The sequence below is a fragment of the Rubrimonas sp. genome, assembly GCF_036788415.1.
Classification (GTDB): Bacteria; Pseudomonadota; Alphaproteobacteria; order Rhodobacterales; family Rhodobacteraceae; genus Rubrimonas.
The window spans coordinates 50,117-63,332 of sequence record NZ_DAIQNN010000012.1; the positions used below are offsets into that span (position 1 = coordinate 50,117).

14 protein-coding genes are annotated in these 13,216 nt (G+C 73.3%); 6 read left to right on the top strand and 8 right to left on the bottom strand.

Going from position 1 to position 13,216, the window contains the following annotated elements; translation table 11 throughout:
* Positions 1-155: 155 nt before the first annotated feature.
* Both V7Q31_RS05320 and V7Q31_RS05325 read left to right on the top strand, forming a co-directional pair.
* Complete coding sequence (locus V7Q31_RS05320; protein WP_333832642.1) at positions 156-980, top strand: hypothetical protein; 825 nt, start codon at positions 156-158, stop codon at positions 978-980.
* A 158-nt stretch (positions 981-1,138) separates the two neighbouring features.
* Entirely contained in the window at positions 1,139-2,479 is a 1,341-nt protein-coding gene (locus V7Q31_RS05325; RefSeq protein WP_333832643.1) for a DUF2125 domain-containing protein, read from the top strand.
* Between the two features lie 10 nt (positions 2,480-2,489).
* On the opposite strand, the gene V7Q31_RS05330 is transcribed toward V7Q31_RS05325, so the two are convergent.
* Positions 2,490-3,257: an HpcH/HpaI aldolase family protein gene (locus V7Q31_RS05330; protein ID WP_333832644.1), complete on the bottom strand. Its 768-nt coding sequence runs from the start codon at positions 3,255-3,257 to the stop codon at positions 2,490-2,492.
* Complete coding sequence (locus V7Q31_RS05335) at positions 3,241-3,966, bottom strand: class II aldolase/adducin family protein (RefSeq protein ID WP_333832645.1); 726 nt, start codon at positions 3,964-3,966, stop codon at positions 3,241-3,243. Before V7Q31_RS05335 ends, V7Q31_RS05330 begins: the two co-directional genes overlap by 17 nt.
* A 143-nt stretch (positions 3,967-4,109) precedes the next feature.
* Here V7Q31_RS05335 and V7Q31_RS05340 point away from each other — a divergent pair, with 143 nt between their 5' ends.
* Entirely contained in the window at positions 4,110-5,030 is a 921-nt protein-coding gene (locus V7Q31_RS05340; RefSeq protein ID WP_333832646.1) for a 1,4-dihydroxy-2-naphthoate polyprenyltransferase, read from the top strand.
* A 7-nt stretch (positions 5,031-5,037) separates the two neighbouring features.
* Here the strand turns inward: V7Q31_RS05340 and carA are convergent, their stop codons facing one another.
* Complete coding sequence (gene carA / locus V7Q31_RS05345) at positions 5,038-6,186, bottom strand: glutamine-hydrolyzing carbamoyl-phosphate synthase small subunit (protein WP_333832647.1); 1,149 nt, start codon at positions 6,184-6,186, stop codon at positions 5,038-5,040.
* Between the two features lie 189 nt (positions 6,187-6,375).
* Between carA and V7Q31_RS05350 the strand changes: the two genes are divergently transcribed.
* A complete protein-coding gene (locus tag V7Q31_RS05350; RefSeq protein WP_333832648.1) occupies positions 6,376-6,831 on the top strand; it encodes a GatB/YqeY domain-containing protein in 456 nt (151 codons plus the stop codon).
* Positions 6,832-6,864: 33 nt separating this feature from the next.
* Here V7Q31_RS05350 and V7Q31_RS05355 read toward each other — a convergent pair whose 3' ends face one another.
* The 5 genes from V7Q31_RS05355 to V7Q31_RS05375 all read right to left on the bottom strand — a co-directional run bounded on the left by V7Q31_RS05355 (position 6,865) and on the right by V7Q31_RS05375 (position 10,657).
* The gene (locus tag V7Q31_RS05355) at positions 6,865-7,173 is read right to left on the bottom strand and encodes a muconolactone Delta-isomerase (RefSeq protein WP_333832649.1); all 309 of its coding nucleotides are present in this window, start codon (positions 7,171-7,173) and stop codon (positions 6,865-6,867) included.
* A 12-nt stretch (positions 7,174-7,185) separates the two neighbouring features.
* The gene (locus V7Q31_RS05360) at positions 7,186-7,581 is read right to left on the bottom strand and encodes a VOC family protein (protein ID WP_333832650.1); all 396 of its coding nucleotides are present in this window, start codon (positions 7,579-7,581) and stop codon (positions 7,186-7,188) included.
* A gap of 76 nt (positions 7,582-7,657) precedes the next feature.
* The gene (locus V7Q31_RS05365; protein ID WP_333832651.1) at positions 7,658-9,163 is read right to left on the bottom strand and encodes a bifunctional aminoglycoside phosphotransferase/ATP-binding protein; all 1,506 of its coding nucleotides are present in this window, start codon (positions 9,161-9,163) and stop codon (positions 7,658-7,660) included.
* A gap of 86 nt (positions 9,164-9,249) precedes the next feature.
* A complete protein-coding gene (moaB, locus tag V7Q31_RS05370; RefSeq protein ID WP_333832652.1) occupies positions 9,250-9,792 on the bottom strand; it encodes a molybdenum cofactor biosynthesis protein B in 543 nt (180 codons plus the stop codon).
* Positions 9,793-9,817: 25 nt separating this feature from the next.
* Positions 9,818-10,657: a uracil-DNA glycosylase gene (locus V7Q31_RS05375; RefSeq protein ID WP_333832653.1), complete on the bottom strand. Its 840-nt coding sequence runs from the start codon at positions 10,655-10,657 to the stop codon at positions 9,818-9,820.
* A gap of 154 nt (positions 10,658-10,811) precedes the next feature.
* Here V7Q31_RS05375 and V7Q31_RS05380 point away from each other — a divergent pair, with 154 nt between their 5' ends.
* Both V7Q31_RS05380 and murG read left to right on the top strand, forming a co-directional pair.
* Positions 10,812-12,062, top strand: a complete 1,251-nt coding sequence (locus V7Q31_RS05380) for an MFS transporter (RefSeq protein ID WP_333832654.1) — start codon at positions 10,812-10,814, stop codon at positions 12,060-12,062.
* Positions 12,059-13,165, top strand: coding sequence for an undecaprenyldiphospho-muramoylpentapeptide beta-N-acetylglucosaminyltransferase (murG, locus tag V7Q31_RS05385; protein ID WP_333832655.1), 1,107 nt, complete (start codon positions 12,059-12,061; stop codon positions 13,163-13,165). The genes V7Q31_RS05380 and murG overlap by 4 nt, the downstream gene beginning before the upstream one ends.
* Positions 13,166-13,216 lie beyond the last annotated feature (51 nt).

A 13,216-nucleotide genomic window follows, 5' to 3' on the forward strand; every position in this document is an offset into this window, starting at 1 on the left:
TCTCCGCCGCCGGCGCGCGCCTTGACGCAACGCTGACAGACCGCTGACACGCCGCTGACAGCCCGCCCGCACTCTGCGCAGAGGGCGGCGTCGGCGGTCGCGACGGCGATCCGCCCCTCTCGCAGCAGACGCGGCCGCGCAAGGAGGGCTGATCGATGGAAGTCTCGACATTCGAACTGATCTTCAAGCCGCAATCGCCCGCAGCGCCTTCGGGCGTCGCCGCCGTGGAGCGGGTGATCCAGGGCTATTTCCTCGCGATCTCCAATCTCGAGGAGCAGGAGTATCGCTACCGCCTCGATTTCGTGGCGCCGCCGCCGGCGGCGGGCTCGCCCAACGCCGCGTTCCGCACGCCCGCCGGCAACACGGTCGTGTTCGTCGATGCCGGCGGCGGCGACAACCAGCAGGGCGTGCTGAACGGGGGGCCGACCGCCACCGTGTTCCGCCCGAGCACCGGCTTCGTGCGCGTGCCGGCGCAGGGCACGGCGCTGGTGGCGGTGCTGCCGAGCGCCTTCGGCCCGCTGCCCGGCGAGCCCACGCCCCTCGTCGTCCCGAACTTCGAAGTGCGCGGCTTCGTGCGCATTTCGCTGCCGGCGGTGCGCAAGCCCGGCGGGCCGTTCTTCCAGACGGTTCCGCAGAGCAAGGGGCCGGTCCGGGTCCTGCTGACGCCGCAGCATCGCGCGACGTTCCTCGATGCGGGCGGGGCGATCACCGACCAGATCCAGACGTCGCTGCCGGTCGCCGGCGGCGCGGCGATCGCGGCGCTGCCGCCGGAGCCCGGCGGGTTCATCGTGTTCGACAGTCTGGTGACGCCGGAGCTCTTCGCGCCGCAGATCGAGGGCCTTTCGCCCGCCGAGCGCGGGGCCATGCTGACGGGCCTGCTCGCCGGCGTCTCGGAGGCGGGCGAGCTGGCCGACCTCAACAAGGAGCTGGCGCCCGAGATCGGGCTCGCCATCGAAAGGCGGACGAAGAAGGACGCCTGAACCAAGGCGGGCGCGCCGAGGCGCGCCCGTTGCGTTGCGCCGCGCGCCGCCGCCTTTCGCCGGGGCTTCGATCCTCGGCGGGCGGTTGACGGCGGGGCGAGCCGGCCCGATCTTCCCGCCGACGCGCTGCGGGCGCGGCGGGATGCAGCGAGGCCGGAATGCGCAGATGGGCGATCGGAGCGGCGGCGCTGGCGCTGCTCGCCGCGGGCGGCGTCGCGGCATGGACCGTCGGCGCCAACCGCATCGACGCCGCAATCGAACGCGAGATCGCCGCCCTCGCCGCGTCCGGCCTGCGGGTGGAGACCGCGACGCGCGGAACGACCGGCTTCCCGTTCCTCTGGCGCTACGAGGCCGAAGGGCTTTCCGTCGCCGATCCGGCGGGGCTGTGGCGGCTCGACGCGCCCCGCGCGCGCGCCGAGATCGCGCAGGGCGCGACGGGCGGGGCGCTTGTGCGGCTGACCCTGCCGGAGGGCGCGGCTCTCGGCGTTCCGGGGCAGGGCGTCTCCTTCGCGGTCGACGCCGAAGGGCTGGAGGTCGCGCCGGCGGAGGCCGCGCCGCTCCGCGCCGCGCGGCTGGCGCTGACCCAGACCGAGGGGCCGGGCGATCTGTCGGCGACCCTGCGCGACGTCGCCCTGCGCGCCGCCCGCGCCGATCCGGGCGCGCGCGCCGCAGCCCTCGACGCCGCGTCGCTCGTCCTGTCGCGCGACGGCGCGACCGCGCGCCTTGAGGAGGTGTCCGCGGCCGCCGAAGCATCCGGCCTCGCCGCGCCGAGCCTCGCCGCGTTTCAGGCCGCGCATGGGGCCGCTTCAGTCTCGGTGACGGCGCGGCGCGGCCAGGCCGAGACGCCGGAGGGCGCTGCGACCTTCGGCCCGGCCCGCATGGCGCTGCGCATCGACGCCGACGGCGCGGCCCTCGAGGCCGCAGCCGAGGACGTGGCGCCGCGCCTCGGCGTGGCGGGCGCCGCGCGCATCCGCTCGGTGGAGGGCGGGATGCGCCTGCCGCTGCGCCCCGGCCCGGAACCCGGGCGCTACGGCATGTGGCTGCGCGCCGACGGCGCCGAAGGCGATGCCGCTTTCTGGGAGGCGCTGGACCCGGACGGCGCTCTCGACCGCAGCGCGGCGACGCTCCAGACGGTGATCTCCGGCGACGCCGACCTGATCGGCCCGGCGGCGGGCCGGCCGCCGCGCCTGACCGTCTCGACTGTCGAGATCGAGCGGTTCCGGGCCGAGGCGCTGGGCGCGCAGATCGACGCGACGGGCCTCCTGCGCATCCGCCCCGGATCCGAGACGCCGGACGGCGAGATCGCCTTGCGGCTGGAAGGCTGGGAGGCGGCGCTCGACGATCTGGGCGCCGCAGGGCTGATCGGACCCGACCAGATGGATTTCGCGCGCGCGATGGCCGAAACCTATGCGCGCCCGGGGGCCGAGCCCGGCGCGCTCGACAGCGTCATCGCGCTGCGCGACGGGGCGGTGTTCGCCAACGGCGTGCGGGTGCGCTGACGCGCCGGGGTCAGCGCAGCCCTTCGTCGCGCGCGCTTGCTGCGGCGCGGGCCGCCTCGACCAGCAGCGCGCAATCGGCGGGGCCGACGACGAAGCGGTAGCCGAGCGCCTTGAGCGCCGCCCAGTCGCGCCCGCCGCCGGTGATCGTGCCGATCATCGCGCCGCGCGCCCTGGCCTTGCCCTCGATCTCCGCCAGCGCCGCCCGCATCTGCGGGCTCTCGCGCTGCGCCATCACGCCGAGCGAGCCGGAGAGGTCGTAAGGCCCGACGAAGCCCAGATCGACGCCGGGGGTTCCCATGATCGCGTCGAAGTCGCGCACGGCGTCGGCGTGCTCGATCTGGACCATCAGCAACAGCTCGTCCGCCGCCTGCGCGGAGTAGTCCGCGTTGGTCCCCCAGCCAGAGGCGCGCACGATGCTCGCCGCATAGCCGCGCCGCCCGAGCGGCGGGTAGCGGCAGAAGGCGGCTGTCTGCGCCGCGATCTCGGCGGAGTTGACCATCGGGACCATCAGCGACCGCGCGCCCCGGTCGAGCGCGCGCTTGAGCGTCGCCTCCTGCGCGTCGGGCACGCGAACGACGGCTTCCGCTCCGGCCGCCTCGACGGCGCGCAGCAGGGCGAGCCCCGCCTCCAGCCCCGCCGCGCCGTGCTCGCAATCGATCACCACCGCGTCCCAACCGGCGAGGACGACCGCTTCGGCGACCTCGGGCGAGCCGAATTGCAGCCAGACCGCGCCGACCGTCTCGCCGGCGGCCAGACGCGCCTTAAGCCGGTTCGCCATCGCGCGCCTCCTCCGGCGGGTCGCGGCGCTCGGGGGCGTCGAAGGCGGGGAGCGCGCCCTCCGGCAGCTCTTGCGGCTGCTTGCCGTAGCTGCGGAACTTCTCCAGCACGCGCTCCATCTCCTCGGGCGGCAGCAGGACCGGCGCGCCCATCTGGCGGGCGATGTGATACTGCTTGGCCAGCGTCTCGACCTCGACCGCCAGCGCCAGAGCCTTCGCCAGCGTCGGCCCGGTCGCGATCTGGCCGTGATTGGCGAGCAGGCAGGCGCGGCGGCCCTCCATCGCCTCCATCATCGCGCCCGAGAGCGCCGCCGTGCCGAAGGTCGCGTAGTCGGCGCAGCGGATGTCCGCGCCGCCGGCGACGGCGATCATGTAATGGAAGGCCGGGATCCCCTCGCGCAGGCAGGACAGGGCGGCGGCGTAGGGCGAGTGGACATGCACCACCGCTTCCGTCTCGGGGCGGCAGCGGTAGAGATCGTGGTGCATCCGCCATTCGGAACTGGGGAGCCAGTCGCCCCAGTAGCCGCCGTCGAGATCCATCAGCACGATCATCTCGTTCTCGAGCAGGTCGTAGGGCACGCCCGAGGGCGTGACGAGGAAGCCTTCCTCGACGCGGGCCGACACGTTGCCCGAGCTTCCGGTGTTGATCCCGAGCGCGTTCATCTCGCGGCAGGTGTGGATGATCTCGTGGCGCAACGTGCGGTGCTTCATCGCGTCCTTTCTCCCCGCGGTCCGGCGATCCGACAGTCAGAGCACAGGCCGGCGCCGGCGCATAGCCGTCGCGCGATTGTCGCGCAGCGAGGATGGACGTAAGGTTTCGGCGTCAATCGTCCCTCGGCAGCCGAAAGTCCGCGATGCGACCTGAGCCCGCGCCGCACGCCCCGAACGAAATCGCCCCGAGCCGCGCGCGGCTGTGGTTCGAGGCGTCGCGCCCGCGCACCCTGCCGGCCTCGCTCGCGCCGGTCGCCATCGGCGTGACGCTCGCCTTCGCGGATGGGGCGGCGCATTGGCCGGCGGCGGCGGCGGCGCTGCTGGGCGCGGCGCTTATCCAGATCGGGGCGAACTACGCCAACGACTACTACGACTTCGTCAAGGGCGCCGACACCGCCGCGCGGGCCGGCCCACGCCGCCTGACGCAATCCGGCCTCGCCAGCCCGCAGACGATGAAGCGCGCGGCGATGCTGGTCTTCGGGCTGGCGACGCTGGTCGGGGTCTATCTCGTCGCGCGCGGCGGCGCGCCGATCCTCGCCGTGGGTCTCGCCTCGCTGCTGTGCGGCGTGATCTACACGGGCGGGCCGTTTCCCCTCGGGTATCGGGGCTTGGGCGACGTGTTCGTGCTCGCCTTTTTCGGGCCCATCGCCGTGGCGGGCACATACTGGGTTCAGGCGCTGGAGATGGACTGGCGGCCGATCGCAGCGGGGCTCGGGCCGGGGCTGATCTCGACGGCGATCCTCGCGGTCAACAATCTGCGCGACGTGGACACCGACAGGATCGCCGACAAGCGCACGCTGGCGGTGCGGCTGGGGCCGGGCTTCGCGCGCTGGGAATACGCCGTCTGCATGAGTCTCGCGCTGGCCTCGCCGCTGATCTTCTGGGCGGCGGGCGCGGCGGGGCCGGGGATGCTTCTGCCGCTGCTGGCCGCGCCCTACGCCTTCCGGGTCGGAATGACGGTCTGGACGCGGCGCGACGGCCCGGCGCTCAACGGCGCGCTCGCGGACACCGGCAAGGCGCTGATGCTCTATGCGGCGTTGTTCTGCGTCGGCTGGCTGATCTGAGCGGCGCTCAGCCCATCGCCGCGACGAAGCGGTCGAACAGGTAGTGGCTGTCCTGCGGCCCGGGGCTCGCCTCTGGGTGGTACTGCACCGAGAACACCGGGCGGTCCCGCATCCGCAGCCCGCAATTGGAGCCGTCGAACAGCGAGACATGGGTCTCGATCACGCTGTCGGGCAAGGTCTGCGCATCGACCGCGAAGCCGTGATTCATCGAGGTGATCTCGACTTTCCCGGTCTCGAGATCCTTCACAGGATGGTTCGCGCCGTGATGGCCGTGGTTCATCTTCACCGTGCGGGCGCCGAGCGCGAGGCCGAGCATCTGGTGGCCGAGGCAGATGCCGAACACAGCCATGCCGGTCGTCTCGACGATCTCCCGGATCATCGGCGCGGCGTATTCGGCGGTCGCCGCCGGGTCGCCCGGCCCGTTCGACAGGAACAGGCCCTGAGGGTTCAGCGCCTTGATTTCGGCGGCGGTGGTTCGGGCGGGCGCGACGATCACCTCGCAGCCCGCCGCTTCGAGCCGGCGGAGGATGTTGCGCTTTGCGCCGTAATCGACGGCGACGACCCGACGGCGGTGGGCGGGCGATCCGTCGAAGCCGTTGGGCCAGACCCATGGGCCGCCATGCCAGTCGTAGCGGACGGGGGTCGTCACGTCGCGGGCGAGGTCGGCGCCGACGAGGCCGGGAAAGGCGCGCGCCTGCGCCACCAGCGCCGCCTCGTCGAACGCGCCGTCGGCGCGATGGGCGATCACCGCATGGGGCATCCCCTTGGTGCGGATGCTCCGCGTGAGCCGCCGCGTGTCGACGCCGCCGATGCCGATCAACCCGCGCGCGCGCATCCACTCGGCGAAAGGCCGAGCCGAGCGCCAGTTCGACGGCTCTGTCGGGTCGTCGCGCACCACGGCGCCGAGCGCGGCGGCGCCTTCGGCCTCCTCGTCCTCGGGGTTCGCGCCGACATTGCCGATATGAGGGAAGGTGAAGGTGACGATCTGACCGGCGTAGGAGGGGTCGGTCAGGATCTCCTGATAGCCGGTCATCGCGGTGTTGAAGCAGAGCTCCCCCGCCGCCGCGCCCTCGGCGCCGAAGCCGCGACCGCGCAGCACCGTGCCGTCGGCCAGCGCGAGGCGCGCGGTCAGACGAAGGTCCCGCTCTGCGGACATGTGCGACTCTCCCATGACAAGCGCGCGGAGCCTAGTGCGCCGCCCCCGGCGCGTCAAGCGAGGCGGAGGCCATAAATCCCTTTAAAATCAACACGCTGGCGAGCGCCGCCCGGCATTGCCGCAGTGCAGCGCATCGGCTAAGCTAAATCCCGCGCGGCCATATGGCGCCGCTTTCCCTCGGGAGAGACCATGCGCGAGAAGATCATGGCGGCCTTGAAGGAGGCGATGAAGCAGAAGGACGAGACCCGCGTCTCGACGCTGCGGCTCGTCACGGCGGCCTTGAAGGACCGCGAAATCGCTCTGCGCAACGACGAGGACGCCGACGCGACGCTGACCGACGCCGAGATCGTCGCGATCCTGTCGCGCATGGTCAAGCAGCGGCAGGACAGCATCAAGGCCTATGAGGAGGGCGGGCGGATCGAGCTCGCGGCGCGCGAGATGCAGGAGATCGCGGTGATCCGCGACTTCCTGCCCCGCCCGCTGAACCCAAGCGAGATCGACGCCGCCATCGCGAGCGCCGTCGCCGAGACCGAGGCGCAGTCGCTGCGCGACATGGGCAAGGTGATGGGGGCGCTCAAGGCGCGCTATCCGGGGCGGATGGACTTCGCCGCCATCGGTCCGAAGGTTCGCGCAGCGCTCGGGTGACGGCCCGAGCGAGGACGACGCCGCGCGCGCCGGTCAGAGGCGCGCCTTGACGTCGGCGGCGAAATCCTCGTAGCGGCGCAGGGCCTTGACCTCGACCTGCACCAGATGGCCCATCTTCTTCATGATCGGCAGATCGAAGAGGATCTGATCGAGCGCGTCCGGGCTTTCGACGTTGACCACGACGAAGACCCGGCGTTCGCCGACGACTTTCCACAGGTCGACGACGACGCCCGCCGATTTCGCCCCGAGCGCCACAGCTGCCTCCTCGGCCCAGATCGCGAACAGGCCGGGCTGGCCCATCTCGGCGTCGTATTCCACGCGGAAAGAGAGATGGTAGAGCATGGGCGCGCCTCCTCAGCGATAGCGTCCGTGTTTTTGCAGGACTTCGATCTTGTAGCCGTCGGGGTCCTCGACGAAGAAGAACCGCGCCATCATCGCGCCGTCGCGGTCGAACTGCACGATCTTGCGCGGGTTCAGCCCCGCCGCCTCGAAGCGCGCATGCTCGGCGTCGAGATCGTCCACGGCCAGGGCGACGTGGCCATAGCCGTCGCCAAGATCGTAGGGCGCGGCGCGGTCCTTGTTCACGGTCAGCTCGATCTCGAAATCGGCTTCCGCGTTGCGCAGATAGATCAGCGTGAAGTCGTCGAAATCGAAGCGGTCGGCGACCTCCAGCCCGAAGGCTTCGCGGTAGAAGGCGACCGAGCGGGCCTCCTCCAGCACGCGGATCATCATGTGGATGGCTTTGGCCATGTCGCGCCTCTCCCGCCTTCGCCGAGCGCCCGAGCCTAGGCGCGCGCGGGTCGGCCGCGCAAGGCCCGCGCCGGCGTCAGCCCAGCGCCGCGAGGGCGTCGGCGACGAGCCCCTCCACAGGCTGCGCCGCGTCGAGCATGCGCCAGCCCGCGGGCGTCGCCGCGCGCGGCGCCTGCGCGCGCACGAGGGCCCCGTCGGCGTCGGAGGCGTCGCCGAAGCGCGCGGCGGCGCGGCGGGCGGCCTCCTCCGGCGGCAGGGTCAGCCAGAGCTCGTCGAAGCGCACGCCCATGCGCGCGGCCATCGCCTCGGCTTCGGCGCGGAAGGCGGGATCGAGAAAGGTGGCGTCGAGCAGCGCGGGAAAACCCGCCGCCAGCGTGCGCCGCGCCGCCCGCAGCATCCGACGCGCCACCCGCGCGGTGACCTCCGGCGCATAGGCCGAGAGCGGCGCGCGGGTCTCCGGCGGCATGCCGACGATGCGCTTGCGGGTGACGTCGGAGCGGATGACGACCGCCCCGGTCAGCGGTCCGAGCCTTGGCGCGAGCGCGCGCGCCAGCGTCGTCTTGCCCGAGCCCGAGATGCCGCCGATCGCCACCAGACGGGGCGGCGGGCGCGGGGCGAGGGCGTCCTGCGCGAAGGCGAATTCGGCGCGCGCGCCCGCCTCGTCGCCCGATGACGCCGCCACCATCCCGCGCACGGCCCCGCGCATCGACAGGTAGAGCGGAAGCAGCGCCAATCCGCAATTGTCGCGCAGCGCGCCGAGCCAACGGTTGAGCAGCGCGCAGGCGAGGTCGCGGCGGTCCGCCGTCAGCAGGTCGGCCAGCGTCAGCGCGAGGTCGTAGAGGATGTCGACGGAGGCGATCTCCTCGGAGAATTCGATGGCGTCGAAAGGGGTCGGGCGACCGTCGATCATCACGATGTTGCGCAGATGCAGATCGCCATGGCAGCGCCGCACGCAACCATGGCGCGTGCGCAGATCGAACAGCCGCGCATGGCGCGCAGCCTCTGCGCGGGCGGCGGCGCGCCATTCCGGCGCGATCTCGCGCAACGCGGAGCCGGCGGCGGAGGCGGCCTCGGCGATCTGGTCGATCCGCGCCAGCGTCGCCGCCGCGCCGCCATGCGCGCGCGCGTCGGGCGCTGCGCGATGCGCCTCGGCGAGAACGTCGGCCAGCCGTTCCACCATCGGAGCATCGAGCCGGCCCGCGGCGAGCAGGCGGTCGAACTCCTCCGCGCGGTCGAAGCGGCGCATCTCGACGAGGAAGTCCACCGCCTCGCCATCGCCGCCGATCCGCAAGGCCCCATCCGGGGCGCGCGTCACCGCGACGACGCCGCGATAAAGAGGGCCTGCGGCGGCGTTGACCTCGATCTCGCGGCGGCAGGCGGCCTCGCGCAGCGCGGGGGTCGAGAAGTCGAGATAATTCGACGCCACGGCCCGCTTGAGCTTGAACGCCCGGTCGCCGGCGAGAAACACCCGCGAGATGTGGGTGACGATCAGTTCGACCGGTGCGCCGCCATGGGTCGCGGGGTCGGCGAGGAAGCGGATCGTCTCGGCCTGCGCGGCCTCGAACGGCGCGATCTCGGTCATCGGCGCGGCCTCCCGGGACGGATCGTCACTGATCCGGAGAGTGGCGAGACGGGACGGACGCCGCCTTGCGCGCCGTCAAGGCCGGCTCATTTGCGGCGCAGATGTTCGTCGAGCCGGGGCATGATCTCGACGAAGTTGCAGGGGCGGTGGCGGGCGTCGAATTGGGGCTTCAGGATCTCGTCCCAGGCGTCCTTGCAGGCGCCGGGCGAGCCGGGCAGCGCAAAGAGATAGGTGCCGCCCGCAACGCCTGCGCAGGCGCGCGACTGGATCGCCGAGGTCCCGATCTTCTGAAACGAGACCATGGTGAACAGCGTCCCGAAGGCCTCGATCTCCTTTTCATAGACCTGCCGATGCGCCTCGACCGTCACGTCGCGCCCGGTCAGCCCGGTGCCGCCTGTGGAGATGACGGCGTCGATGTCGGGGTCGGCCACCCAGCCGCGCAGTTTCGCGACGATCTCGGAGACCTCGTCGCGCACGATCGCCCGGTCCGCCAGCAGATGCCCGGCCTCGGCGATGCGCGCGACGAGCGTATCCCCAGAGCGGTCATGATCGAGGCCGCGCGTGTCCGAGACGGTCAGCACGGCGATGCGGACGGGGTGGAAGGGGCGGTCGGCGTCGATGCGGCTCATGGCGGCTCTCCGATGGGGCTCGCGATCAGTCGAAGGCGGGGGGCGCGCCGTCAAGGGCGGTGCGCAGGGCCAGAAGGTCGCGCCAGGCGAGGCGCTTGGCGGCGGGCGCGCGCAGCAGATAGGCCGGGTGGAGCGTCGGCAGGGCGGGGGCCGCATGCCAGTCGAGCCGCGTCCAGCGCCCGCGAAGCTTCAGGATGCCGGTCTGGCTGCGCAGCAGCGCCTTCGCCGAGGTGGCGCCCATCAGCACGACGAAGTCGGGCTGCGCGAGTTCGACATGGCGCAGGACGAAGGGCTCCAGCATCGCCAGCTCGTCGGCGCCGGGGGTTCGGTTGTCCACCGGACGCCAGGGGATCATGTTGGAGATGTAGACGCCGCGCGCGGGGTCGTCGGCGCGGCGGTCGAGGCCGATGGCGGCGAGCATCCGGTCGAGCAGCTGGCCGGAGCGCCCGACGAAGGGCTTGCCCGCGAGGTCCTCCTCGCGTCCCGGCGCCTCGCCGACGATCATCACCCGCGCGCGCGGGTCGCCGTCGGAGAAGACGCAGTTGCGCGCGCCCTGTTTCAGCGCGCAGCCCTCGAAGCCGGCGAGGGCGGCGGCGAGCTCGTCCAGCGTGGCGCAGCGCGCGGCGATGGCGCGCGCCGATTCGGCGGCGCCGGGTTGCGCGGGGGGCGTCGGCGCGGGCGTCGCAGTCGGCTTCGCCGAGGCGCGCCGGTCCGTTCCCGGCGCCGCTTGCGAGGGCGCAGGCGCCGGTCTGGCCGGCGGGGCGCGGTCGAGGCGGTTCACCGGCGCCTCGCAGATCGCCTCGTCGGCGCCGAGCTCCACTTGCCAGGCCAGCGCCGCCAGCAGCGCCGCGCGGTCCTCGCCCATCGCGCCTCTCTCCTCCTGCGCAGCCGCGCTCGGGGCGCTTTTCCTCGCCCGCCCGATCATGACATAGACGCCTTCCGCGTCGAGGACGAGCCGGCGGCGTCACGCGGCGCGCCGGAAGTCGGCCCGTCCGCGCCGGTCGCTCGAGGGGATGCGCATGGCCGTTCGGCCGCTATTCTACGGATGGGTCGTCGTCGCCATCGCCTTCGTCACCATGGCGGTCGCGGTAAGCGCGCGTACCGGCTTCTCGCTGCTGCTTCCGGAGATCGTGGGGGAGTTCGGCTGGTCGAGCAGCCTCAGCTCCGGCGCCTTCGCCGCGGGGTTCGTCATCTCGACGCTGGCGCTGCCCGTGGTCGGCTGGAGCATGGCGCGCTTCGGCCCGAGGCTCACGCTGCCGGTCGGCGGCGCGCTGGTCGCTTCGGGCTATATCGCGGCGACCTGGGTGGCGACGCCGGTCGGGCTCTACGCGGCCTTCGGGCTGCTGGTGCTCTCGGGCTCGATGGCGATGAGCTACATCAGCCATGCGCTGCTGTTGTCGCGCTGGTTCTCGCGGCGGCTGGGGCTTGCGGTGGGGATCGCCTATGCGGGGGTCGGCGCGGGCGGGCTGACGCTGATCCCGGCGATGCAATGGACCATCGAGGCCGGCGGCTGGCGCACCGCCTGCCTCGCCGCCGCGGCGGTGATCGCCTGCGTGGTCATTCCCCTGAACGCGCTGTTTCAACGCGGGCGGCCCGAGGCGATGGGGCTGCGCGCGGACGGCGAGGCGGCCCTCGCCCCGCGCGCGCCAGCGGCCGAGCGGTCGGGCGAGGGGCCGACGCTGCGCGACGCGCTGCGCCGCTGGCGGTTCTGGACGATGTTTCTCGCCTTTTTCTGCGCGCTGTTTCTCTGGTACGGCGTGCAGGTGCATCAGACGCGGTTCCTGATCGGGCAGGGGGTGAGCGCGGGCGACGCGGCGCTGGCGCTCGGGCTCGCGGCGGCGCTCGGCGTGCCGGGGCAGATCGGCATGGGCGCGCTGTCGGACCGCTGGGGCCGGGCGCCGGTCTGGTTGCTGTCGATGGCGGGGTTCGCGCTGACGGCGGGCGCGCTGCTCTGGCTCGAGGCGGGCGGGCCGGGCTGGCTCGTCTGGGCGGCGGCGGCGGCGACGGGGCTGCTCGCCAACGCCGTCTCGCCGCTGTTCGGGACGGTTCCCGGCGACATGTTCGCCGGGCGCCATTACGCCGCCATCTTCACGGCGGTCAGCTTCGGGTCGAACATCGGGGCGGGGGCGGGGGTGTGGGCGATGGGCGCGCTGGACGATCTGACGGGCGGCTATCGGGCCGGCTTGCAGCTGTGCGTGGGCGTGGCGGCGCTGGGGGCGGCGCTGATGTGGGCGACGGCGCCCGACGCGGCGCGAAAGGCCCGGCGATGAGCGCGCCGCTGGTCCTGATCGCCGCCGGCGGCACCGGGGGGCACATGTTTCCCGCGCAGGCGCTGGCGCAGGAGATGCTGCGGCGCGGCTGGCGCGTGGCGCTGAGCACCGACGCGCGCGGTTTGCGCTATGCGGGCGGCTTTCCGGAGGCGGTGGCGCGCGTCGCCTTCGCCGCCGACAGCCCCTCGCGCGGCGGCGCGCTGACGCGGGCCGCGGCGCCTGCGCGGCTTCTGGCGGGCGCCTTCGCCGCGCGCCGATGGCTGGCGCGCGCGCGGCCCGCCTGCGTGGCGGGCTTCGGCGGCTATCCGGCCTTTCCGGCGCTGGCGGCGGCGTGGAGCCTCGGCCTGCCGCGGCTGATCCACGAGCAGAACGGCGTGCTGGGCCGGGTCAACCGCCTCTTCGCCGCCCGCGTCGGGGCGGTCGCCTGCGGGACCTGGCCGGTCGCGCGCGCGCCCGCCTCGGCCCGGCTGATCCACATCGGCAATCCGGTGCGCGACGCGGTCGCCGCGCTCGCCGGCGGCGGTTACGCGCCGCCGGGCGCCGGCGGCCCGGTGAACCTGCTGGTCTTCGGCGGAAGTCAGGGCGCGAGCGTGTTCGCGACGCTGGTCCCGCAGGCGCTGGCGGCGCTTCCCCCCGCGCTGCGTGGGCGGCTTCGCCTCGTCCAGCAGGCGCGGGAAGGGGAGGCTGCGGCGGTGCGCGCCGCGCTCGCGCAGGCCGGGATCGCAGCCGAGGTCGCGCCCTTCTTCGACGACATGCCGCCCCGCATCGCCGAGGCGCATCTGGTCATATGCCGCTCCGGGGCGTCCACGGTCGCCGAACTCGCCGTGATCGGCCGCCCCGCCATCCTCGTCCCCTTCCCGGCGGCGATGGACGACCATCAGACCGCCAACGCCGCGGCGCTCGCCGAAGCGGGGGCGGCGCTGCTTTGCGCCGAAGCCGGATTGACGCCGGAGGGGTTGGCGGGGCAAGTGACGCGCCTTGTCGAAGCGCCGGAGCGGCTGGCGGAGATGGCGCGCACGGCCGCCGCGCTGGGGCGTCCGCACGCGGCGGGCGCCCTCGCCGACCTCGTCGAACGCCTCGCGAAGGGGAGAAGACCTTCATGATGACCACCGCCCTGCCGCTCGACATCGGCGTGCTGCATTTCGTCGGGATCG

Coding starts and splice junctions, on each gene's coding strand:
- V7Q31_RS05320 (WP_333832642.1), top strand. CDS start 156: ATGGAAGTCTCGACATTCGAACTGATCTTCAAGCCGCAATCGCCCGCA.
- V7Q31_RS05325 (WP_333832643.1), top strand. CDS start 1,139: ATGCGCAGATGGGCGATCGGAGCGGCGGCGCTGGCGCTGCTCGCCGCG.
- V7Q31_RS05330 (WP_333832644.1), bottom strand. CDS start 3,257: ATGGCGAACCGGCTTAAGGCGCGTCTGGCCGCCGGCGAGACGGTCGGC.
- V7Q31_RS05335 (WP_333832645.1), bottom strand. CDS start 3,966: ATGAAGCACCGCACGTTGCGCCACGAGATCATCCACACCTGCCGCGAG.
- V7Q31_RS05340 (WP_333832646.1), top strand. CDS start 4,110: ATGCGACCTGAGCCCGCGCCGCACGCCCCGAACGAAATCGCCCCGAGC.
- carA (WP_333832647.1), bottom strand. CDS start 6,186: ATGTCCGCAGAGCGGGACCTTCGTCTGACCGCGCGCCTCGCGCTGGCC.
- V7Q31_RS05350 (WP_333832648.1), top strand. CDS start 6,376: ATGCGCGAGAAGATCATGGCGGCCTTGAAGGAGGCGATGAAGCAGAAG.
- V7Q31_RS05355 (WP_333832649.1), bottom strand. CDS start 7,173: ATGCTCTACCATCTCTCTTTCCGCGTGGAATACGACGCCGAGATGGGC.
- V7Q31_RS05360 (WP_333832650.1), bottom strand. CDS start 7,581: ATGGCCAAAGCCATCCACATGATGATCCGCGTGCTGGAGGAGGCCCGC.
- V7Q31_RS05365 (WP_333832651.1), bottom strand. CDS start 9,163: ATGACCGAGATCGCGCCGTTCGAGGCCGCGCAGGCCGAGACGATCCGC.
- moaB (WP_333832652.1), bottom strand. CDS start 9,792: ATGAGCCGCATCGACGCCGACCGCCCCTTCCACCCCGTCCGCATCGCC.
- V7Q31_RS05375 (WP_333832653.1), bottom strand. CDS start 10,657: ATGGGCGAGGACCGCGCGGCGCTGCTGGCGGCGCTGGCCTGGCAAGTG.
- V7Q31_RS05380 (WP_333832654.1), top strand. CDS start 10,812: ATGGCCGTTCGGCCGCTATTCTACGGATGGGTCGTCGTCGCCATCGCC.
- murG (WP_333832655.1), top strand. CDS start 12,059: ATGAGCGCGCCGCTGGTCCTGATCGCCGCCGGCGGCACCGGGGGGCAC.